This window comes from Cloacibacterium sp. DMC96, from assembly GCF_056313765.1.
In genome coordinates, this window is record NZ_JBQUZQ010000001.1 from 914275 (window position 1) to 936006 (window position 21732).

Sequence of the window (21732 nt, forward strand, 5' to 3'; positions counted from 1 at the left end):
ATTGAAACAAAAAATCCCGCTCATGCAGAATGAAGCGGGATTTTTTTAATTTTTATTCGCCGTGTAAAAATGCTTTTTTACCTAAAAGTTCTGCGTCCGTTTCTACATGGTTGTCATCTGGAACACAACAGTCTACCGGACAAACCGCTGCGCATTGTGGTTCTTCGTGGAAACCTTTACATTCGGTGCACTTATCTGGAACAATGTAGTAAACATCATCACTTACAGGTCTTTGAGGCGCATTAGCATCCATTGTTAAACCTGATTTCAAAGTTACGGTTCCTTTTAAACTGGTTCCGTCTGAAGCTTTCCAGTCTACAGCTCCTTCATAAATCGCGTTATTAGGGCATTCTGGTTCGCAAGCTCCACAATTAATACATTCGTCTGTTATTATAATAGCCATTGCTAGGTATTTTTTTTAAATTTGCACAAAATTAGTAAATTTCAGTTGATTTGGAAAAGTTTTGCATGGTAAAACTTATCTTTTTTGAGGTAATTTTTAATAATAAGTGCAAAAATAATAGGATTAAATAAATAAAATGAAACAAGATCTCAAAATACAGGGTTTAAGTAAATTAGGACATTATCTTCAACAGTTTTTACAAAAATCAGAAATTGATTATACTCATGATGAGCAAGAACTAGCCGCATTAATGAGACGAAGCGAGGTAGAAAACCCTTGGTTTACTCAAGAAAACATAAGGTTTTGTTTTAAAAATTGGGCAGATATTTTAACCGAAGAAAATATAAAAAATTGGCTTGCAGAATATCAGGTTTCTCAAATATCTAAAAAAGTAGGATTGATTTTGGCGGGAAATATTCCTTTGGTAGGCTTTCATGACGTGATGTGTGTGATTCTAAGTAATCATATTCCGTTGATTAAACTTTCTTCTAAAGATAGGCTTCTTTTGCCTTTCTTTTTGAAAAAATGGGGTGAATTTTCTGAGTGGAATTTAGAATTTCAAATCGTAGAAAGATTGACGGAATATGATGCGGTAATTGCTACAGGAAGTAATAATACGGCGAGATATTTAGAATATTATTTTAAAGATGCTTTGTCTATTATTAGAAAAAACAGAACTTCCGTAGCGGTAATTAAAGGAGATGAAACTGATGAAGAATTGCAATTATTGGCAGAAGATATTTTCAGATATTTTGGTTTAGGTTGTAGAAATGTAACGAGACTTCTTATCCCGAAAGATTATGAATTAAGCAGACTTTTTGAAAACTTTTTAGGTTTCAAAGACGTAATTAATCATCATAAATATGCCAATAACTATGATTATAACAAAGCAATTTATCTCTTGAATCTAGAAAATTTTTGGGATAATAATTTTGTGATGCTCAAAGAAGATAATGCGCTATTTTCGCCGCTTTCTGTGCTTAATTTCAGCAGATACGAAAGTGTAGAAGAAGTTCACGCTTTTCTCGTGGAAAATGAATCAAATATTCAGTGTGTGGTAGCAAAACCAGAATTGGGGATAGAAAATTCTGTAAACTTTGGAGATGCTCAAAATCCTAGTCTCAATACTTATGCAGATAATATTGATACGATGGCTTTTTTAAGTGTGGTATAAATATTTTTTCTATTTTTAACAATTAAAATTTTTAAAAACAAATATCTATGGAAATTCAAACTACATTAGTTTCTCAAGCTACTGATATTGAGAAAGGAGAATTCTACAAAAAAACGTATTTACATGTTGCTTTTGCACTTTTAGCATTTGCGTTGGTAGAATACATTTTATTATTCAACATTCCAGAAGAGTATATCATTGCGATGGTTTCTCAAAAATTTGCTTGGTTATTCATTTTGGGGTTATTTTGGTTAGGTTCTACATTAGCGAATAAATGGACGCTTTCTCAAAGTAAAAATGTTCAGTATTTAGGCTTAGCTTTTTATGTTTTACTAGAAGCGATTATCTTTTTGCCTATGATTTATTTGGCTGTAGTGTACACAGAAAGTATAGAGGTTTTAAAACAAGCTGCGCTCCTTACTTTAGCTTTATTTGGAGGCTTAACAGCTGTTGCTTTTTTAAGCAATAAGGATTTTTCTTTCCTGAAAAATGTTATTGTAATAGGAGGTTTTGTTTCTCTAGGATTAATCGTAATTGCAATCCTTTTTGGATTTAATTTAGGATTATGGTTTTCACTAGGAATGGTTTTATTGGCTTCGGCAAGTATTTTATACGAAACACAGAAATTAAAAGATGTTTATTCTCCTAATCAATATGTAGGAGCGTCACTACAATTATTTGCTTCAATCATGCTTCTTTTCTGGTATATTTTAAGAATTCTATCAAGTAGAAAATAAACCAATTTAAAATAAAATTAAAAAAAATCCAGATTATTTAAAATCTGGATTTTTTTTCGTTTAATTCTGTTTTGAAAATCATCACGCTTTCCCCGAATTTTCGAGCGATTATTTCAGAAAGATTGTAGAGTTCAGTTTCTGTGAATTCTTGTCTTTTTTCATCACTTTCGAAGATGAGAAGGAGGTTAGTGTTCTTGCCTTCGGTAAGCATTTCGGTATTTACTTCAGAAAGAATGTATTTTTCTACGTCTATAAAGTTTTCAACTAAAGTCATCAATTCATTCTCTAAATACTGTTCCCAAGTCTGCAATTGGCTTTCTACAGTATGGAATGTTATGCTTAAAATGCTCATTTTTCTTATTTTTGGAAATTATTTTGCAAAAATACTCAAAAATGACAAAAGGAATTCTCACCGTTCTACTTTTATTGATTTCTAATATTTTCATGACGTTTGCGTGGTATGGTCATCTCAAATTTCAAGAATGGGGTTGGATGAAAAAATCTGTACTTTGGTCAGTTATTTTGATTAGTTGGGGTTTTGCCTTGTTTGAGTACATCTTTCAAGTCCCAGCTAATAGATTGGGTTTTAGAGAAAATGGTGGTCCTTTTACCTTGTTTCAGTTGAAAATTATACAAGAAGTAGTTACGCTGGTTGTTTTTACCGTATTTGCAGTGTTTTTCTTTAAAAATGAATCGTTTAAATGGAATCATTTAGCGGCTTTTATCTGTTTGGTTTTGGCGGTTTATTTTGTTTTCAAAAAATGATAAATATTAGCTTATTTGTGGATAACAAATTGTGAATTTCCGTCAATTTTTTCGGCATTTTTTCGTATATTCGTGCGTTATTTAAAATTGAAAAATTTAGAAATCAGTTTATTTTGTTATAAGCTTGATTTTCAAATAATTAAAAAATAAAGTATGCATAAAGAAGGAGAAAGACTAATTCCTATCAACATCGTTGATGAAATGAAATCCTCTTACATTGATTACTCAATGTCGGTAATTGTTTCCAGAGCGTTACCAGATGTAAGAGACGGCTTAAAACCTGTTCACAGAAGAGTTTTATACGGGATGTATGGTTTGGGCGTTTTTTCGAACAGAAAATATTTAAAATCTGCAAGAATTGTAGGGGATGTTTTAGGTAAATATCACCCTCATGGAGATTCTTCAGTTTATGATGCGATGGTGAGAATGGCGCAACCATGGAGTTTGCGTTATCCGCAAGTAGATGGTCAAGGTAACTTCGGTTCTATGGACGGAGATCCACCAGCTGCAATGCGTTACACCGAAGCGAGATTAAAGAAAATTTCAGACGAAATTCTTTCTGATTTAGATAAAGAAACGGTAGATTTTCAGAATAACTTTGATGATTCATTAACTGAGCCAAAAGTTCTTCCTACCAAAATTCCTAATCTTTTAGTAAACGGAACTTCGGGGATTGCTGTAGGTATGGCTACCAATATGGCGCCACACAATTTATCTGAAGCTGTAGATGCAATTTGCGCTTACATTGATAATAAAGAAATCACTATTGATGAATTGATGAAGCATATTATTGCTCCAGATTTTCCAACAGGTGGTATTATTTATGGCTATGAAGGAGTAAGAGATGCTTTCCATACAGGAAGAGGAAGAATTGTGCTTCGAGCTAAAGTAAGTTTTGAGGAAATAGGCAATAGAAATGCCATCATCGTTACCGAAATCCCTTACCAAGTGAATAAAGCAGAGATGATTGCCAGAACTGCAGAATTGGTAAAAGATGAAAAAATTCCTGGAATTTATGAAATCAGAGATGAGTCTGACAGAAATGGTCTTAGAGTAGTTTATGAATTGAAGAACGATGCGATTCCAAATGTTGTTCTTAACTTATTGTATAAATACACTTCGCTTCAGACTTCTTTCTCTGTTAATAATATCGCTTTAGTTCATGGTAGACCAGAACAATTAAATCTAAAAGATATTATTCATCATTTTGTAGACCACCGTCACGAAGTGATTGTGAGAAGAACGGAATATGAACTTAGAAAAGCAAAAGAAAGAGCGCATATTTTAGAAGGTTTTATGAAGGTAATTGGTTCGCAAGAATCTCTTGATAAAGCCATCGCGATTATTCGTCATTCTGCAAATCCACAAGAAGCGAAAGAAGGATTAATTGCAGAATTTGAACTTTCAGAAATTCAAGCTCAAGCGATTCTAGATTTACGTCTAGCTCGTTTAACAGGAATGGAGCTTGATAAAATTAGAGCTGAATATGAAGAAATTATGGCTTTAATAAAAGATTTGGAAGATATCTTGACTAATGAACCAAGAAGATACCAAATCATCAAAGATGAATTGCTGGAAATTAAAGAAAAATACGGTGACGAAAGACGTTCAGAAATAGATTATTCAGGTGGAGAAATGTCTATCGAAGACTTAATTCCAGACGAAAAAGTAGTTCTTACAATTTCTCACGCTGGTTATATTAAGAGAACACCACTTTCTGAATATAAAGTTCAAAGTAGAGGTGGAGTTGGTAACAAAGCTGCTACCACTAGAGATGCAGATTTCTTAGAATACATTGTTTCGGCGACGAATCACCAATACATGATGTTCTTCACCGAAAAAGGAAAATGTTTCTGGTTAAGAGTTTTCGAAATTCCTGAAGGTTCTAAAACAGCGAAAGGAAGAGCAGTTCAGAACTTAATTAACATAGAACCAGATGATAAAATCAGAGCATACATCAGAACCAATGATCTAAAAGATGTAGATTATGTAAATTCTATGTATGTAGTAATGGTGACTAAAAATGGTATCATCAAGAAAACTTCTCTTGAGCAATATTCTAGACCTAGAGTAAATGGTATTAACGCTATTGAAATTAGAGAAGATGACCAATTATTAGAAGCTAAATTAACTACAGGAACTTCTGAAATCATGATTGCGACTAAAGATGGTAAATGTATCAGATTCCCAGAAGAGAAAGTAAGAGCAGTTGGTAGAAGTTCTATTGGAGTGCGTGGTGTAGATTTATCTGATGGAGATGAAGTAATTGGCATGATTGTGGTAAATGATATCGAGAATGAAACGGTATTGGTCGTTTCGGAGAAAGGATATGGTAAACGTACCGCAGTAGAAGATTATAGAATTACCAATAGAGGTGGAAAAGGAGTAATCACGCTTAATATTACTGAAAAAACAGGAAATCTTATTGCGATTCAGTCGGTTACAGATGAAGATGGTTTGATGATTATCAATAAATCTGGAGTTGCCATCAGAATGGGAATGGACGACCTAAGAGTAATGGGTAGAAATACTCAAGGAGTAAGAATGATTAATTTGAAAAATAATGACGAGATTGCTGCTGTAGCAAAAGTAATGATGGACAAAGAAGTAGAAGAAGAAACTGAAGAGACAGTAGAGAATAACGACGAAGAAACTCAGAATCAAGCTCCTCTAGAATCTCAAGAAGATACATTAAATAAGAACGAAGAAGAATAGTATTATATTGAGGACAAGCCATAAACTTGTCCTTTTTTAAAAATTTAATTTTTACATTATGAAAAAAATAATTTTAAGTGCAGCAGTTATTGCCTTTGGTTTTTCATTTGGACAAAAAAAAGAAATTTCAGCTGCTTTCAAAGCAATCGAAGCAAATGATACTGCTACAGCAAATACACAGATTGGTGCTGCAGATGCAATTTTAGGTGGTAAAACTTACCTTTTAGAGCCTACCATTTTAGAACAATATTATTATGCTAAAGGTCTTGGACTTTTAAATACAGGTAAAGTTTCTGAAGGTGCAGAAGTATTAGCGAATATCACTGCACTTGGAAAATCTAAAATTTATGTAGGTAAGAACGCAGAGAAACAAAAAGTGTATTACGTAGGTAAGCAAGCTGCGGATGCATCTGGAGTGGCTAATCTTAAAGAAGAAACTTACGCACCTACACTAGTAGGAAATCTTGGAGCAAAGATTAATCCGCTTTTGACTAAAGCTAATGAAGAAGCTATGGCTGCTTATAATGCGAAAAACCATGAAGTAGCAGGAAAAAAATTCTTAGAAGTAAATAATTTATTAGCTGCAGCAGGTAGTGAAGATAAACTATATAAATATTATGCAGGTGTATCTTATGCTCAAGGTCAAAAAAATGTAGAAGCTGCTAAGGTTTATAATGAGTTAATTAATGAAGGTTATACTGGTGTAAAAACTGAATATAAAGCAAAAAATAAGAAAACAGGAGCAGTAGAAAATCTTGATAAAAACTCTTTTGAGCTTTATAAAAAAATGGGTGCTACTGGCGATTATACTGATTTCAAAACAGAAAACACTCCAAGTGTTGAACAAGAATTATATGAAACAGCGGTTGCTTTAGAAATTGAAAATCAAAATTATGATTCTGCTTTAGCATTAATTGATAAAGGATTAGCCAAATTTCCAAAAAGTAGTAAATTAACAGAACAACAAGGTACGGTTTACTACAAATCAGGGAAAATGGATCAGTTCATGGCTAATCTAAAAGATCAAGTTACTAAAAATCCTAACGATAAAGTTTCTTGGTATAATTTAGGAGTTTTAGCAAGTAAAGATCCAAGCAAATTAGCTGAAGCCGAAGGTTATTTCAAAAAATCTTTAGAAATTGACCCTAACTATGTAGAAGCTCTACAAGGTATGGTATTCAATATCTATGTAAATGGAGATGATAAAGCAATAGAAGCAATTGATGCAGCTAGAAAAGCAAAAAAAATGGATGTATTCAATAAATTATTAGGTGAAAGAAGAGCTAAATTAAGCAAGGCTATTCCTTATGCAGAGAAAATTTATTCTCTTAACCCTAAAGATGTAGAAATTGTATCTTTATTAAAAGGTTTATATCAAACTTCACATAATGATGCTAAATTCCAAGAAATGAAAGCAGTAGAAGCTGCTCTAAAAGCTGGAAAATAATTGATATTTCAATACATAAAAATAAAATCCCGAAGAAATTCGGGATTTATTTTTTTACCAATAGTTTCTCACAAACCATTTTGCTGAGAACTTCTGTTCTATCTGAAAAATCTATCTGCATAGAACCATCAAATTTCTCTATATTTTTAATTAAAATTTCTGCACCTAAAGCTAAATTTCTCTGGTTGAGGTAATTCAGAAAATCATCTGTAGAAATAGTCACAGAAGTAAGAATTACTGTTTCATTTATTTTACACTCACTTAGTTTTTTAAGATTTTGAGTGATAATGATACCGTCTTTGTCTGGAATAGGTTCACCATGAGGATCTACTTTTGGAAAATTGAGGATTTCATCCATCTTGTCAAAAAAATCTTCAGAGTGTACATGTTCTAATTGTTCTGCAATTTCGTGCACATTTTCCCAACCGAATCCCATTTTTTCAACCAAAAACATTTCTGTTAATCGATGTTTTCTTACCACTATAGCCGCTTCTTTTCTTCCCAATTCTGTTACTCTTATTGGTTTATAGGTCTCGTAGATTACCCAATTTTTGTCTGCAAACTTTTTCATCATGCTGTTTACAGAAGGCATTTTGATTTGTAAAAATTTGCTTAATTCATTTACAGTAACCTGATTTTCAGAATCTAATAGATGGAAAATGGCTTTTAAATAGTTTTCTTCGGTAAGGGAATTCATGTTGTTAGATGTAATATTTTTCAAATCTAACATTTTATTTTTACATAAAAAAACCTCCAATTGCTTGGAGGTAAAAACTAATAACCATGAAAACTCAAATTAAACATGAGAATCGTTATTAATATTGCAAATAACGTGCCAAAAGAAAATGGCTCTCTTTGAAATAAGTTTCCTTTGCAAAAGTACAAAAAAATCTTACATTTGCAAAAAATATTTTAAAAAAATTATGTCAGGTAACATTACATTTACAATGATTAAGCCAGATGCGGTTGCAGATGGGCACATTGGAGCAATTTTAGGGAAAATTGCAGAAGCTGGATTTACATTCAAAGCATTAAAATTAACTCAATTAACAGTTGCAGATGCTAAAAAATTCTATGAAGTACATGCAGAAAGACCTTTCTACGGAGAATTAGTAGAATTTATGTCTTCTGGACCAATCGTAGCTGCGGTTTTAGAAAAAGAAAATGCAGTAGAAGATTTCAGAAAACTAATCGGTGCTACCAATCCTGCAGACGCGGCAGAAGGAACCATTAGAAAGATGTTTGCAAGAAGCGTAGGCGAAAATGCAGTTCATGGTTCAGATTCTGATGAAAATGCTCTAATTGAAGCGCAATTCCATTTTTCTGGAAGAGAAATTTTCTAATCAAATATTTTTACCCAAAATTTATAAAAAAAGTTCGAGAATTTTCTCGAACTTTTTATTTTTATATCTCTTTAAGTAATTTTAAACTTTTAACAGTTCAATTGTTCTTTCTGGATTTTCACTGGCGAAAATAGCATTTCCCGCTACCAGAACATCTGCGCCAGCTTCGAAGAGTTTTGGAGCGTTTTCGGTATTTACACCGCCGTCTATTTCGATGAGCGCTGTAGAATTATTCTCCAGAATCAATTCTTTGGTTTCTCTGATTTTTTTGTAGGTGTTTTCTATAAATTTTTGTCCACCAAAACCAGGATTTACGCTCATCAATAAAACCAAATCTACTTCGGTAATAATATCTTCTAATACCCAAACTGGAGTAGAAGGATTAAGTACTACACCAGCTTTTGCACCTTTGTCTTGAATGAAATTAATGGTTCTGTGAAGATGTGTACACGCTTCATAATGTACAGAAACTAAGTCTGCGCCGTAATTGATAAATTCTTCTACATATTTTTCAGGCTCTACAATCATAAGATGCACATCAACAAATTTTTTGGCGTGTTCTTGAATCGCTTTCATCACTGGGAAGCCAAAAGAAATATTAGGGACGAATCTTCCATCCATTACATCTACGTGAAACCAATCTGCTTGACTGTGGTTGATCATTTCTATATCACGCTGTAAATTCCCAAAATCTGCAGATAAAACTGAAGGTGCAATAAGTTTTGTTTTCATTTTATTTTTTACTTCTTTCGTTTAGATTTTTAAAGTATTGATATAAAAAAAGATAGCGAATTGCTATCTTTTTTGCGTTTTGCTGATAGCTGAATGCTTACAGCTTTATTATTTTCCTAAATAAGACTTCAAGATTTTGCTTCTAGAGTTGTGTTTCAATCTCTTAATTGCTTTTTCTTTAATCTGTCTTACTCTTTCTCTCGTTAAGTCGAAAGTTTCACCTATTTCTTCTAGAGTCATTGGATGTTTTCCGTTGAGGCCGAAATATAATCTTACCAAATCTGCTTCTCTTGGAGTAAGCGTTTGTAAAGCTCTTTCAATCTCTATTTGTAGAGATTCTAGCATTAAGTCTTTATCAGGACTTGGAGATTCACCAGAACGTAAAACGTCATATAAGTTAGAATCTTCTCCTTCTACTAATGGTGCGTCCATAGAAAGGTGACGACCAGAGTTTTTCATAGATTCTTTAATATCTTCTTCGCTCATGTCTAGAACTTCTGCCAATTCTTCTGGTGAAGGTGGTCTTTCGTTTTCTTGTTCTAAGTGTGCGTAAGCTTTGTTGATTTTATTGATTGAACCAATTTTGTTCAAAGGTAATCTTACAATTCTAGATTGCTCTGCAAGAGCTTGTAAGATAGATTGTCTAATCCACCAAACTGCATAAGAAATAAATTTGAAACCTCTGGTTTCGTCATATCTTTTAGCAGCTTTCATTAGGCCAAGGTTTCCTTCGTTAATAAGGTCAGGAAGAGATAATCCTTGGTTTTGATATTGTTTTGATACAGACACCACGAAACGCAAGTTGGCTTTAATCAACTTTTCTAGAGCAGCTCTGTCTCCGTTACGGATTCTTTGAGCGAGTTCTACTTCTTCGTCTGCTGTGATGAGTTCTACTTTACCAATTTCTTGCAAATATTTGTCAAGGGAAGCGGTTTCTCTATTGGTAACCTGTTTTGTAATTTTTAACTGTCTCATATCTTATTATACGTTCATTATAACGAAAAGGTTACACACTTTATTGAAAATAATGAAAAAACAGCTAAATTTTATAGAAAAAGCCAATAATTCGGGCGCCATTTCCAGCTTTCGCCAGTCGCTATCTCAAAAGCCAATCCTAATTCCCATATTTTTTGAGATGAGCTCCAACAATGGCTCAATCTGGGGCGCAGTTTCCGTATTTTAACACATTCTGAAATAAATATAATTTTTCTTATATTTTTATGTGATATTTCATATTTTTTCCTTAATAATATTTAATTTAGTCCTATGAAATATTCTTTTAAAAACGACTATTCAGAAGGTTGTCATCCCAGCATTTTAGAAGCGTTACTGCGTACCAATTCCTCTCAACAAAATGGTTATGGTTTAGATGATTATTGCGCAGAAGCAGAAAAACTCATTCTTCAAAAAGCAAATGCTCCTCATTCCAAAGTTCATTTTGTAAGTGGAGGAACTCAAGCCAATTTATTGGTGATTTCAGCAATTCTAAGACCTCACGAAAGTGTGGTTTCTGCAACTACTGGTCATATTTTTACCAATGAAGCAGGTGCGATAGAAGCAACTGGTCACAAAGTTCATGGGGTAGAAACTCCCGATGGAAAACTGAAACCAGAAGATATTCAGAAAGTGTTAGATGTTCATACCAATGTTCCTCATCAATTAAAACAAAAGTTGGTTTATATTTCTAATTCTACCGAAATTGGAACGATTTATACCAAAAAAGAACTGGAAGATTTATCAAATTTTTGCAAAGAAAAAAATCTATATTTATTTATGGATGGTGCCAGATTAGGACACGCTTTAACGGCAGTAAGCAATGATGTAACGTTAGAAGATGTAGCGAAGTTTACAGATGTTTTTTATCTTGGCGGAACCAAAAACGGAGCTTTATTAGGTGAAGCAATCATTATAAACAGACAAAGTCTGCAAGAAGAATTCGGGTTTCATATCAAGCAAAAAGGTGCAATGCTCGCGAAAGGAAGATTACTCGGAATTCAGTTTCAAGAGTTGATGAAAGACGATTTATATTGGGATTTAGCGAAACATGCCAATCAACAAGCCATGAAAATCAAGCAAACTTTCAAAGAAATAGGTTGTGAATTTTTAGCGGAAACAGATACCAATCAGATTTTCCCAATTTTAGAAAATTCTCAAATTGAAAAACTTTCAGAGCAGTTTGATTTTTATGTTTGGAAGAGAATAGATGCACAAAAATCAGCCATTAGAATAATTACTTCTTGGGCTACAGAAACCGAAGTGGTAGAACGTTTTTGTCAAGAAATAATTAAATTGAAATCAATATGAAAAAAATATATTATTTGTTTATCCTTTACTGTAATTTGGGTCTTGCTCAAGAAATGAAAGATGTAGACAAACTTACAAAAGATGTTTGTAATTCTATTATCAATAGTAGAGAGAAAGACGATTCTATCAAGTTTCAATATGCTTTTTATGAAAATTTTATCCTTTTTAAAGAAAAATTCAAATTATCAGAGTTAAATGATGATTTAGCTCAAAAAATTGATATTAGACTTCAAAAAAATTGTGATTGGTATCAAAAATATTTATCCAAATTATCGGGGTATTATGATAAGAGTGATTGGAAAATATTAGACCAAAAACCCGAAATTAAAGCAACAGCTAATGAATGTAAAGATTTTTTCAAAAAACATTCAAAGTTTTATTATTTTGAATCTGAAGGAGATAAAACTTTAGTGGATGTTTCAAATAACTTTTGGACTGATAAATTTACAGATGGCACCTACTCAAAACTAAGCTTTAAATTAAAAGATTGTCATTTTGAATTGCAATTTTTAGAAAGTAATAATGAGGCTCGAAGTGTATTTAGTTCAAAAGGTGATATTTATTATTATGACATTATAAATATTGAAAATCAAGTATTAACAGTGATTGGATATCAAAAAAATTCTTCAAAATATTATCAATTTAAATTGTACTCAATAGATTAACAAATGAAAAAACTTATACTTTCAATTTTTTTAATTCCTGCTGTATTTTCTGCGCAACAAACTGTTTCCAGAGATGCAGAAATTGCGAATTATGTGTCTCAAGTAAGCGCAGATTCTTTAAAATCTCATATCAATAAATTGGTGAGTTTTGGTACTCGTCATACGATGAGTTCTACGACTGATGCCAAAAAAGGAATCGGTGCTGCTAGAAATTGGGTGCTTTCTAAATTTAAAAATTATGCTGAAAACTCTGATGGAAGAATGGAAGTTTTTCTACAAAATCAAACCATTCAACCTGATGGAAAACGAATCAATCAGCCAACAGATTTAGGAAACGCTATTGCTATTTTGCGTGGAACTGATCCTAATGATAAAAGAATTTTTATGATTGGCGGACATCTTGATTCCAGAGTTTCTGATGTGATGAATAACAAAGATTTCGCACCTGGAGCAAATGACGACGGAAGCGGAGTAGGTGCTGTAATAGAATCTGCCAGAATTTTGAGCCAATCAAAATTTCCTGCAACTATAGTTTTTGTGGCGTTTTCTGGCGAAGAACAAGGTTTGTTAGGTGCTAAAATGCTTGCAGAAAAGGCAAAAAATGAAAATTGGCAATTAGAAGCTTTGCTTAATAATGATATGGTAGGTAATAATCTTTCCAGTGAAACCAATTTAATTAATGCCAACCAGTTAAGAGTTTTTTCTGAAGGTTTACCACAATTTGATTTGGATAAAAAAGCGCAAAATATTAGAAATTTAGGCTTAGAAAATGATGGAGAAGCAAGACAATTGGCAAGATACATCAAAGAAATTGGAGAGCGTTATGTGGACAATTTAGAAGTTAAATTAATCTATAGAAACGACAGATTTCTTCGTGGCGGCGATCATACTTCATTTGTGAATCAAGGTTTTTCAGCGGTAAGATTGACTGAATTCAATGAAAATTACGACCATCAACATCAAGATATTAGAAAAGAAAATGGTAAGCAATTTGGAGATTTACCAGAATTTATGGATTTTGAATACTTCAAGAAAAATGTTGGGGTAAATGTTGCTGTTTTGGCAAATTTGGCAAAATCTCCTTCAAAACCAGAAAATGTGAAGATGGATGTAAAAGAATTGACCAATTTCACGACCATTCATTGGGAAAAACCAAAAAATGGAGAAGTTGCAGGTTACTATGTTCTCATGCGTGAAACCGATTCTTCTACTTGGCAAAAGAAATTTTTCACCAAAGAAAATTCTATAAAACTGCCTTATTCTAAAGATAATTATTTCTTTGCAGTACAAGCGGTAAACAGTTCAGGAAACGAAAGTCTCATCGTAATTCCAAGTGTAAAATAATAGAAAAGTCCCGAAATTTTCGGGACTTTTTTGTTTTTAAAATCATAATTGTTTTTTGAAGCCCACTTCTTTTCTCCATTTTTTAAATTCTCCCGGAGACATTGTTCCTTGCGGAACTTCGGTTACTCTTTTGCTTTTAGATTTAGGTCTTTCTTTCACTTCCAGCGTTTTCTTTTCGGTAACTCCATTAATGGAAATTTCTACCATATATTTCCCTGGAGTAATATAAACATGGCCATCATCTGCTTTTTTAGACTTCTCTGCAGCATTGATCGTTAAATCATAATCAACAATGTTAAAGCCTTTATCAGCGGTTTGATGAATGGTTTTTACCGTTTCATTTTGTGCATTAATAATTCTAATGACAGCGTTTCCAGGATTTTTAGTGTAAAATTCTATAGGGAAATTTTGTTTGTCAATTTCTGTGAAATTATTGTAAGATTTGCCCCAATTTTCTTTGAAATTAATGCTTTCTACATCATAAACGATTAATTCTTTAGCTAAATTTTCAGCCGTCATTTTTTGTAATTTCTTCACATCGGCAATATAAATTGAACGACCATGAGTTGCTACAATCAATTCATTATCTCTGTGATGAACTTTCAAATCGTGAATAGCTACATTCGGAAGTGTAGCATTATTGGCAGACATAAACGTTTTTCCTCGGTCAAGTGAAATGTACAATCCATTGTCCGTTCCTACATACAAAAGATTTTCGTTGTTATGGTCTTCTCTTATAACGTTGATGGGTTCTAAAGGTAAATCTTCGCCAATTTTTATCCAAGTTTTCCCGAAATCATCAGAACTGTAAAGCAGAGCACGGAAATCATCTTCTCGGTAGGCATTTAAGCTTAAATAAACTCTAGATTCCGAGAAAGAAGAAGGTTGCACCATAGAAACCCAAAATCCAGAAAAATCGCCTATTTTTTGCCAAGAATTTCCACCGTCTTTGCTTACATTCACCAATCCATCATCACTTCCTGTGTAAATTAAACCAAATTTTTTCGGACTTTCTTCTATTGTTGAAAGGGTAGAATATGGCACGTTCTCTTGTTTGGTATTTCTGGTTAAATCTCCAGAGATTTTTTGCCAAGTTTCGCCTTTGTCCATACTTCTGTAAACGCTTTGTGCACCAAAATAAACAATATCTTGATTATGACGAGAAATCTGGAAAGGTGCTTCCCAATTAAAACGAAGTGGGTTTTCACCAATTTCTCTTGGAACTTCTAGATATTTTCTTTCATTGGTTTTTCTGTTAATTCTAAAATAATTCCCAAACTGAAAACCAGTGTATAAAGTTGCATTATCTCTGAAATCTACACGAACTTGCATTCCGTCTCCTCCTAGAAGAAATTTGAAATTATCGCCGTTATCAAATTTTCCTTTTTTATAATCAAATTTGTTGTTTGAAGGTCCAAACCAAACGCCGTTATCTTGCATTCCTCCATAAACATTGTAAGGTTTTTCTAAATCATAATCCACCGAATAAAACTGTGAAACTGGCAATGAATTGCAATGAATGTAAGAATTTCCATTGTCGTAAGAAATATTGATTCCGCCATCATTTCCATTGATGAAATGATTGTCATTTTTTGGGTTAAACCAAATAGAATGGTGGTCTGCGTGAACATTTGGAGAATCTATCGATTTGAAAGATTTTCCACCATTTTCTGAAACCAAAATCGGAACTCCAGCAATAATTACTTTATTTGGATTGGTAGGCGAAACCCAAATTTGCCCAAAATAATAACCGTAAGTGTAATATAAACCGTCTAGATTTTTTTCGTTGGTTTTTTTCCAAGATTTTCCGGCATCATCAGAACGATAAACTTCTGCACCTTCAATTTCTATGTTGAATAAATCATCATTTCCATTGTGTGTATAGTTGAAAATATCTTTTACCGTGATTTTATTTTCTCTGAGCGATTTTTTAAGGTTTTCTGAAGTGTATCTTTCAGGGAAACGTTCTCCATCAAGGTATTCATTAACCGTTTTATCATCTAAAGCCAAGAATTCTTCTTTGGTGATTTTTTGCATTTTGGCTTTGTCCAAAGATTTTTCTGTTTTTTCTTCTTTTGTAGTTGAAGCAGGTCTTGTTTTTTGATTATCAACAATTGCGTAAATAATATTTGGATTTTTTGGGAAAATCGAAAGTCCTATTCTGCCTACGTTTTCGTCTGCTGGAAATCCAGAATCTTTGGTTGAAATTTTTTGCCAAGATTCACCACCATCATTGGATTTGAAAATTCCAGATGAAGCGCCACTTTCTACAAATTTCCACGCTTTACGTTCTTTATACCAAAGTGTTGCATAAACTTCTTTTGGATTTTGAGGATTTATGGCTAAATCAATTGCTCCAGAATTTTGGTCAGCCGAAAGCGTTTTTTTCCAAGTTTTACCACCATCATTAGTTTTGAAAACGCCTCTTTCTGCATTTGGTGAATATAAATGACCAACTGCTGCAACCCAAATTTCATTATTGTTTTCTGGATTTACTACAATTCTTCCAATGTGATGCGTATCTTTTAAGCCTAAGTTTTGCCAAGTTTTTCCTTGGTTTGTACTTTTATAAATTCCCATTCCTGCATAAGAAGAACGAGAAGAATTGCTTTCGCCAGTTCCTATGAATATGGTTTTGGTTTTCCAATCTACATAAATGTCACCTATTGTCATTACGGCTTCTTTGTCGAAAATAGGAGTGAAAGTGGTTCCGTTGTTATTGGTGTACCACAATCCACCAGAAGCATAAGCCACATAAAATTCTGCAGGATTTTCTGGATTCGCATCTATATCTGTAACTCTACCACTCATGGTAGTAGGACCTACATTTCTGAATTCTAAATTTTTGAGAATAGAATTTTCTTCTAATTTTTTTCTTTGTTCGTAACCTTTCCAGCGTTCTTCTGCCGAAGTAGGATTGAGCTTAAGGTTTTGCGCATGATGAAAAGAAAATGCTAAAATAGCGGTAGAAAGTAGAATTTTGCGGTAATTCATTGTAGAGAAGTTTTTTCCAAATATAACTAATTTTTCTTATCTGCGTTCACCGCGCTAACGATGGAAGCGGCATCCTTTTTTAAATTTTAGCTTCGGAAAATAAGTTTGGAGAAAATTTAAAAAAGATATAGCGGACAGCGTGTTAAAGCGCCATAAAAAAATCCATTCAACAAAGCGCTGAATGGATTTTGTATTTTGAAATGTTAGAGATCTTACTCTCCGTTGTATTTATCTACTACTTTTTGAGAAACTCCAGTGTTGCTGAAACCACCATCATTAAATAGATTTTGCATGGTTACCTTTCTGGTAAGATCTGAGAACATGGCTACACAATAATTAGCACAATCTAGTGCTGTAGCGTTTCCTAGAGGAGACATATCTTCTGCAAATCCCATAAATCCGCCAAAACCTTTTACACCAGAACCTGCTGTAGTTACGGTAGGAGATTGAGAAATGGTATTCACTCTTACTTTTTTCTCTCCCCAATAATAACCGAAAGATCTTGCGATAGATTCTAGGTAAGATTTGTTATCTCCCATATCGTTGTAATCTGGGAAAGTTCTTTGAGCAGCGATATAAGTTAGCGCAAGGATAGAACCCCATTCATTCATACAATCTTTTTCCCAAGCGGTTTTCATTACTTTGTGGAAAGAAACTGCAGAAACATCCCAACCTTTTTCTAACCAATCATAGTTGATATCTGTATAATGCTTGCCTTTTCTTACGTTTACAGACATTCCGATAGAGTGAAGGATGAAATCTATTTTACCAAATTTAGCGATAGCTGCATCAAAAAGTTTTCCTAAATCTTCCATAGAAGTAGCATCTGCGCCAATTACTTCTGAATTAGTTTTTTGTGCTAAAGCATCTATTTCGCCCATTCTCATTGCTATAGGAGCGTTTGAAAGGATAAATTCTGCACCTTCTTCATGACAACGTTCTGCTACTTTCCAAGCGATAGATTGATCATTAAGCGCACCGAAAATAATTCCTTTTTTACCTTTAAGTAATCCGTACATAATAATTTATTTTAGGCAAATTTATAAAAATATTACTTATAGCATAAAAGAATCCCGAAAAATTCGGGATTCTAAATCAAAATGATGAATAAAAATTAATGGGTTCTGTCTCTGTATTCGTCTTTTACATCGTCTATCATGTCTTCGGTTTTATCCTTAACGTTTTCAGCGACATCTTTGGTTTTCTCCCAAATGTCATTGGCAACATCTTTGGTTTTTTCCCAAGCATTTTCTGCAGTATCTTTTACATCATCTGCAAAATTTTCTGCTCTTTCTGACATGTTTTCTGCTGTATTTTCTACAGAGTTTACTGTTTTGTCTCTAGCTTCGTCTAATCTATCAGAAGCATTGTCTAATGGTTTGTTCGTGTCCATAATAATATATTTTGATTGGTTAGTAAAGCAAATGTAGAATTATTAAACACGGCAGTTCTTACAGAATTATGAAGAATTGTTACATCGTTAAAAATAAAGAACCTCTGAATTTCTTCGAGGTTCTTTGCAACAAAAATTTGATTTTTTATGAATAACTATTATTAGGAAGGTTGTATCTTTACCTAGATTTTGTGAATTTTCACATAACAAATTTACTCACTAATTTCACAAGATTTTGTTAATCAATTGATAAAATTTTATTAAATTTTTTAACGTAAAATATTAATTATCAATACTATCTATAATATGGAAGTAGTAAGATGCGCATGGTGCGAAAAAGACGATTTATACCGAAATTACCATGATCAAGAATGGGGAAAACCTATTTATGATGATGAAACAATTTTTGAATTTCTGATTTTAGAAAGTTTTCAGGCTGGCTTAAGTTGGTACACCATTTTATCTAAAAGAGAAAACTTCAGAGCAGCTTTTGATGATTTTGATTATCAAAAAATTGCTCAATATTCTGAGGAGAAAGTAGAAGAACTCATCCGAAATGCTGGAATTATAAGAAATAGACTGAAAATTCTCGCCACGATTAATAATGCTCAAAAATTTATGGAAGTTCAAAAGGAATTTGGTTCTTTCAGTAAATATATTTGGGGTTTTGTGAATCATGAACCGATTATCAATCGTCCTAAAACCTTGAAAGAAGTACCCGCAACTACCGAAATTTCTGATGCTCTTGCCAAAGACTTAAAGAGACGGGGTTTTAAATTTATGGGTTCTACCGTAGTTTATGCACACATGCAAGCCACAGGAATGGTAAATGATCACGTAGAAGACTGTTTTGTAAAGTAAAAAATCTAAATAAATCTAATGAAAGGCTATTTTTTAATTTTTTTATTCTTTTTTTCATTTTCTTTTGGGCAAAATTCTAACGATTTGGTATTGAAAATCAAAGAGAACCAAAAGTTGATGAAAAGCGAAATGGAACGAGGTTTCCAAGAACTGAAGACGCTGGAAAAAACTGCGATTTTACAGCAAAATGCTGATGCACAATTAGAAGTTCTAAACAATAAAGCATTTTATTATTTTACAAAAGCTGAGTACAACAAAGCTTATAAAATTGCTAAAGAACTAGAAGAAAAAGCTACTGCTGCTAAAAATATAAGACTGATTGCTATTGCTAAAAATAGATTAGGAGTTACCCTAAATTTTTTACAAGTACATGATGAATCGGAAAAGAAACTGAAAGAAGCAGAACAATTTATTGATGATAATGAGTTTCCAGATAAGAATTTGATTAGAGCCAATAATTATCAGTTTCAATCTGATTTATATACCCATATTTCAAAGCATGATAAAGCTGTAGCTTATATTAAAAAAACAATTCCCGAGTATGAAAAAATTAAAAATCCTGAAGAAAGAAAAAATCAACTTGCGAAAGGTAACGGAAACATTGGCTTGAAATTCCTTTCTGTAGATTTAGATTCTGCTGCTCATTATTTCAAGAAATCATTAGAAATTCAAGATAAAATAGAGGCTAAAAATTTCAATGTGGCTAATTATACAGGTTTAGGAGAAGTCTATAACCGAAAAAAAGAGCACGAAAAAGCGGTGGTGTATCTTAAAAAAGCAGAAGAGCTTAATGAAAAAGTACAAGATGGTTTTTACATGACTTCTATCTATGAACTTTTACAAGATTCTTATAAAAATCTAGGCAATGAGAAGGAATATGAGAAATATAAACTTCGCTATCTAGAAAATTTAAAGATAGAAAATGAAGAAAAATTAAGTGGCGTAAAAACTTTTGTAAACGAAGTAAAAGCACAATCTGAAGAAGCCATAAAAGAAAACAGAAATAAAACCTTTTTAATCATCGTCATAGGAATGGTGGCTTTATCTTTTTTGATTTTCATTTTTTACTCCTTGAAAAAAATGAATAGAAAGAAAAGAGAGAAAAGAATTATAGAACTAAAATTAGAAGAAAAGAAAAAAAAGATAGAAAATTTAGAAAATAAAATAAGTGATTTGCACTCAGAAGTAATAGAATTGGCTCAACAAAACAGTCCTAATTTTTACTCCAGATTTTTGGATTTATATCCAGAATTTGAAAAAAATATTTTAGAGCTTAATCCTAAAATTTCTATCTCTGAAATTCAATTTTGTGCATTATTAAAACTCAATTTTTCTTCTAAAGACATAGCGAATTACACCTTTACATCAATTCGAACAGTACAAAATAAGAAGTATAGAATTAGAAATAAGTTTAATATTCCTAAGGAAGTAGATACTTATGTGTTTTTTAATAACCTGTAAATCAGTGTATTATAAAGTAGAGTAGGTGATGAGTATCTTAAATTTTGTATGAGAGGATTAAAAAAACAATCTTTGCAGATATATTTAAGGGCTATATTTTACTAAATACTAAAAACACAAATGAAAAAAAACCAGCTAATTTTTAGCTGGTTTTTTATTTATAAAGTAAGAGATTCTTAATTATTTGATAACTCTTTCTAATACCCATTCAATCATATTTTTTTCTGATTGATGATGATCAGCAGAAAACTCTCCACGTCTTCTATTCGCAATAACGTTATTAATGGTAACTGCTTTGTGTCCTAAAAGTTTAGACAAACCATAAATCGCAGAAGTTTCCATTTCGAAATTGGTAACGCCTAATTCATTAAGTGTTTCTAAAAATTGATCATCCACAGCTTTTAGACGCAATTGTCTTCCTTGTGGCGCATAGAAACCAGGGAAAGTAGCAGTATTTCCTACGTATTTAGCATCTTTGAAATAATCATATTGAGATTCTGTCCATTCAGAAAAATAAAGCATTGGTTTAATTCTTTCGTATGGGAATTTTTCCATGAAATTTCTAGAAAATTCATTTTCGAACTCATAATCTTGGTAAAAATGCATTAAACCATCTAAACCAACTACGTTTTGAGAAACCAACATGTTATCTACTTCCACATCAGGATTTACAGAACCACAAGTTCCGAGTCTGAATAATTGAAGCGCAGTATGTTCTGATTTGAATTCTTTTTCTTTTAAATCAATATTCACCAAAGCATCTAGTTCGTTCATCACGATATCGATGTTTTCTGTACCGATTCCGGTAGACATTACCGTAATTCTTTCTCCTCTTAAAGTTCCAGTATGCGTGTAGAATTCTCTTTTATTTTTTTGAATTTCAATGGTATCAAAATATTGAGAAACTTTTGGCACTCTGTCTGGATCGCCTACTAATAGAATTTTCTCTGCAATATCTTCTGGTTGAAGATTAAGGTGATAAACGCTTCCGTCTGGATTTAAAACCAATTCTGAAGCAGCTAATTTATTCAACATAATTTTTAATTTTTTAATTATTATCCTCCAACTCTTTTGGTTTTATAGCCCATATCTTGAAGAATTTTCATGATTTTATCACGATTATCTCCTTGAATCACGATGATTCCGTCTTTCTCTGAGCCACCAATTCCTAGAGTGGTTTTTATTTTTTTAGAAATTTGTTTCAGTTCTTCTTCTGTTCCTTCGAAACCTTCTATTAAAGTAACAGGTTTACCATTTCTTCCTTTTTTTTCGAATTTACAGATAAGAGGATTCTTCTGCTCAAATTTTTCTTCTGGCATTTCAAAATCTTGTTCCTCGTGTTCAGGGAAAAGGTTTTTTAATTGGTCTCTTAAATCCATATTACTGTTTTCAAA

At 32.5% G+C, this 21732-nt stretch carries 21 protein-coding genes; 11 read left to right on the top strand and 10 right to left on the bottom strand.

Annotated elements, in window-relative coordinates:
• Positions 1-52: 52 nt before the first annotated feature.
• A complete protein-coding gene (locus tag ACT53I_RS04065; RefSeq protein ID WP_069799317.1) occupies positions 53-403 on the bottom strand; it encodes a 4Fe-4S dicluster domain-containing protein in 351 nt (116 codons plus the stop codon).
• 136 nt (positions 404-539) lie between these two features.
• Here ACT53I_RS04065 and ACT53I_RS04070 point away from each other — a divergent pair, with 136 nt between their 5' ends.
• Together ACT53I_RS04070 and ACT53I_RS04075 are read left to right on the top strand one after the other, a co-directional pair.
• Positions 540-1577 (top strand): acyl-CoA reductase, encoded by a 1038-nt coding sequence (locus ACT53I_RS04070; protein ID WP_476078538.1) that lies wholly within the window; start codon positions 540-542, stop codon positions 1575-1577.
• A 47-nt stretch (positions 1578-1624) separates the two neighbouring features.
• Positions 1625-2314, top strand: coding sequence for a Bax inhibitor-1/YccA family protein (locus tag ACT53I_RS04075; protein ID WP_476078539.1), 690 nt, complete (start codon positions 1625-1627; stop codon positions 2312-2314).
• A gap of 37 nt (positions 2315-2351) precedes the next feature.
• Here the strand turns inward: ACT53I_RS04075 and ACT53I_RS04080 are convergent, their stop codons facing one another.
• Positions 2352-2666, bottom strand: coding sequence for a DUF4286 family protein (locus ACT53I_RS04080; protein WP_424306728.1), 315 nt, complete (start codon positions 2664-2666; stop codon positions 2352-2354).
• 41 nt (positions 2667-2707) lie between these two features.
• On the opposite strand from ACT53I_RS04080, the gene ACT53I_RS04085 reads away from it, so the two are divergent.
• The 3 genes from ACT53I_RS04085 to ACT53I_RS04095 all read left to right on the top strand — a co-directional run bounded on the left by ACT53I_RS04085 (position 2708) and on the right by ACT53I_RS04095 (position 7241).
• On the top strand, positions 2708-3079 hold the full coding sequence (locus tag ACT53I_RS04085) for a DMT family protein (protein WP_476078540.1): 372 nt from the start codon (positions 2708-2710) through the stop codon (positions 3077-3079).
• Positions 3080-3232: 153 nt separating this feature from the next.
• Positions 3233-5794, top strand: coding sequence for a DNA gyrase subunit A (gene gyrA / locus ACT53I_RS04090; protein ID WP_476078541.1), 2562 nt, complete (start codon positions 3233-3235; stop codon positions 5792-5794).
• Positions 5795-5852: 58 nt separating this feature from the next.
• A complete protein-coding gene (locus tag ACT53I_RS04095; protein WP_476078542.1) occupies positions 5853-7241 on the top strand; it encodes a hypothetical protein in 1389 nt (462 codons plus the stop codon).
• A 46-nt stretch (positions 7242-7287) separates the two neighbouring features.
• Here the strand turns inward: ACT53I_RS04095 and ACT53I_RS04100 are convergent, their stop codons facing one another.
• On the bottom strand, positions 7288-7938 hold the full coding sequence (locus ACT53I_RS04100; protein ID WP_476079375.1) for a metal-dependent transcriptional regulator: 651 nt from the start codon (positions 7936-7938) through the stop codon (positions 7288-7290).
• 226 nt (positions 7939-8164) lie between these two features.
• On the opposite strand from ACT53I_RS04100, the gene ACT53I_RS04105 reads away from it, so the two are divergent.
• Entirely contained in the window at positions 8165-8584 is a 420-nt protein-coding gene (locus ACT53I_RS04105) for a nucleoside-diphosphate kinase (protein ID WP_069797495.1), read from the top strand.
• A gap of 81 nt (positions 8585-8665) precedes the next feature.
• Here ACT53I_RS04105 and rpe read toward each other — a convergent pair whose 3' ends face one another.
• On the bottom strand, positions 8666-9316 hold the full coding sequence (gene rpe / locus ACT53I_RS04110; protein WP_476078543.1) for a ribulose-phosphate 3-epimerase: 651 nt from the start codon (positions 9314-9316) through the stop codon (positions 8666-8668).
• A 108-nt stretch (positions 9317-9424) separates the two neighbouring features.
• Positions 9425-10291, bottom strand: coding sequence for a sigma-70 family RNA polymerase sigma factor (locus ACT53I_RS04115; RefSeq protein WP_069797503.1), 867 nt, complete (start codon positions 10289-10291; stop codon positions 9425-9427).
• Positions 10292-10582: 291 nt separating this feature from the next.
• Between ACT53I_RS04115 and ACT53I_RS04120 the strand changes: the two genes are divergently transcribed.
• The 3 genes from ACT53I_RS04120 to ACT53I_RS04130 are packed head-to-tail and all read left to right on the top strand — an operon-like array spanning position 10583 to position 13629.
• A complete protein-coding gene (locus tag ACT53I_RS04120; RefSeq protein ID WP_476078544.1) occupies positions 10583-11620 on the top strand; it encodes a threonine aldolase family protein in 1038 nt (345 codons plus the stop codon).
• On the top strand, positions 11617-12285 hold the full coding sequence (locus ACT53I_RS04125; protein WP_476078545.1) for a hypothetical protein: 669 nt from the start codon (positions 11617-11619) through the stop codon (positions 12283-12285). Before ACT53I_RS04120 ends, ACT53I_RS04125 begins: the two co-directional genes overlap by 4 nt.
• A gap of 3 nt (positions 12286-12288) precedes the next feature.
• Positions 12289-13629 (top strand): M28 family metallopeptidase, encoded by a 1341-nt coding sequence (locus tag ACT53I_RS04130; RefSeq protein ID WP_476078546.1) that lies wholly within the window; start codon positions 12289-12291, stop codon positions 13627-13629.
• 42 nt (positions 13630-13671) lie between these two features.
• Here the strand turns inward: ACT53I_RS04130 and ACT53I_RS04135 are convergent, their stop codons facing one another.
• From ACT53I_RS04135 to ACT53I_RS04145, 3 genes are all read right to left on the bottom strand, one after another.
• Positions 13672-16623: a VPS10 domain-containing protein gene (locus tag ACT53I_RS04135; protein WP_476078547.1), complete on the bottom strand. Its 2952-nt coding sequence runs from the start codon at positions 16621-16623 to the stop codon at positions 13672-13674.
• A 212-nt stretch (positions 16624-16835) separates the two neighbouring features.
• On the bottom strand, positions 16836-17645 hold the full coding sequence (locus ACT53I_RS04140; RefSeq protein WP_104792764.1) for an enoyl-ACP reductase FabI: 810 nt from the start codon (positions 17643-17645) through the stop codon (positions 16836-16838).
• Positions 17646-17737: 92 nt separating this feature from the next.
• Complete coding sequence (locus ACT53I_RS04145) at positions 17738-18016, bottom strand: hypothetical protein (protein ID WP_476078548.1); 279 nt, start codon at positions 18014-18016, stop codon at positions 17738-17740.
• A gap of 306 nt (positions 18017-18322) precedes the next feature.
• Between ACT53I_RS04145 and ACT53I_RS04150 the strand changes: the two genes are divergently transcribed.
• Complete coding sequence (locus tag ACT53I_RS04150) at positions 18323-18877, top strand: DNA-3-methyladenine glycosylase I (protein ID WP_476078549.1); 555 nt, start codon at positions 18323-18325, stop codon at positions 18875-18877.
• Between the two features lie 117 nt (positions 18878-18994).
• A complete protein-coding gene (locus tag ACT53I_RS04155) occupies positions 18995-20338 on the top strand; it encodes a tetratricopeptide repeat protein (protein ID WP_476078550.1) in 1344 nt (447 codons plus the stop codon).
• A 180-nt stretch (positions 20339-20518) separates the two neighbouring features.
• Here ACT53I_RS04155 and ACT53I_RS04160 read toward each other — a convergent pair whose 3' ends face one another.
• Both ACT53I_RS04160 and ACT53I_RS04165 read right to left on the bottom strand, forming a co-directional pair.
• The gene (locus ACT53I_RS04160) at positions 20519-21373 is read right to left on the bottom strand and encodes a nucleoside phosphorylase (protein ID WP_476078551.1); all 855 of its coding nucleotides are present in this window, start codon (positions 21371-21373) and stop codon (positions 20519-20521) included.
• Positions 21374-21393: 20 nt separating this feature from the next.
• Positions 21394-21717 (bottom strand): translation initiation factor, encoded by a 324-nt coding sequence (locus ACT53I_RS04165; protein WP_069797522.1) that lies wholly within the window; start codon positions 21715-21717, stop codon positions 21394-21396.
• Positions 21718-21732 lie beyond the last annotated feature (15 nt).

Coding starts and splice junctions, on each gene's coding strand:
- gyrA (WP_476078541.1), top strand. CDS start 3,233: ATGCATAAAGAAGGAGAAAGACTAATTCCTATCAACATCGTTGATGAA.
- ACT53I_RS04115 (WP_069797503.1), bottom strand. CDS start 10,291: ATGAGACAGTTAAAAATTACAAAACAGGTTACCAATAGAGAAACCGCT.
- ACT53I_RS04130 (WP_476078546.1), top strand. CDS start 12,289: ATGAAAAAACTTATACTTTCAATTTTTTTAATTCCTGCTGTATTTTCT.
- ACT53I_RS04150 (WP_476078549.1), top strand. CDS start 18,323: ATGGAAGTAGTAAGATGCGCATGGTGCGAAAAAGACGATTTATACCGA.
- ACT53I_RS04065 (WP_069799317.1), bottom strand. CDS start 403: ATGGCTATTATAATAACAGACGAATGTATTAATTGTGGAGCTTGCGAA.
- ACT53I_RS04160 (WP_476078551.1), bottom strand. CDS start 21,373: ATGTTGAATAAATTAGCTGCTTCAGAATTGGTTTTAAATCCAGACGGA.
- ACT53I_RS04155 (WP_476078550.1), top strand. CDS start 18,995: ATGAAAAGCGAAATGGAACGAGGTTTCCAAGAACTGAAGACGCTGGAA.
- ACT53I_RS04075 (WP_476078539.1), top strand. CDS start 1,625: ATGGAAATTCAAACTACATTAGTTTCTCAAGCTACTGATATTGAGAAA.
- ACT53I_RS04145 (WP_476078548.1), bottom strand. CDS start 18,016: ATGGACACGAACAAACCATTAGACAATGCTTCTGATAGATTAGACGAA.
- ACT53I_RS04105 (WP_069797495.1), top strand. CDS start 8,165: ATGTCAGGTAACATTACATTTACAATGATTAAGCCAGATGCGGTTGCA.
- ACT53I_RS04085 (WP_476078540.1), top strand. CDS start 2,708: ATGACAAAAGGAATTCTCACCGTTCTACTTTTATTGATTTCTAATATT.
- ACT53I_RS04080 (WP_424306728.1), bottom strand. CDS start 2,666: ATGAGCATTTTAAGCATAACATTCCATACTGTAGAAAGCCAATTGCAG.
- ACT53I_RS04135 (WP_476078547.1), bottom strand. CDS start 16,623: ATGAATTACCGCAAAATTCTACTTTCTACCGCTATTTTAGCATTTTCT.
- rpe (WP_476078543.1), bottom strand. CDS start 9,316: ATGAAAACAAAACTTATTGCACCTTCAGTTTTATCTGCAGATTTTGGG.
- ACT53I_RS04100 (WP_476079375.1), bottom strand. CDS start 7,938: ATGAATTCCCTTACCGAAGAAAACTATTTAAAAGCCATTTTCCATCTA.
- ACT53I_RS04125 (WP_476078545.1), top strand. CDS start 11,617: ATGAAAAAAATATATTATTTGTTTATCCTTTACTGTAATTTGGGTCTT.
- ACT53I_RS04165 (WP_069797522.1), bottom strand. CDS start 21,717: ATGGATTTAAGAGACCAATTAAAAAACCTTTTCCCTGAACACGAGGAA.
- ACT53I_RS04095 (WP_476078542.1), top strand. CDS start 5,853: ATGAAAAAAATAATTTTAAGTGCAGCAGTTATTGCCTTTGGTTTTTCA.
- ACT53I_RS04070 (WP_476078538.1), top strand. CDS start 540: ATGAAACAAGATCTCAAAATACAGGGTTTAAGTAAATTAGGACATTAT.
- ACT53I_RS04120 (WP_476078544.1), top strand. CDS start 10,583: ATGAAATATTCTTTTAAAAACGACTATTCAGAAGGTTGTCATCCCAGC.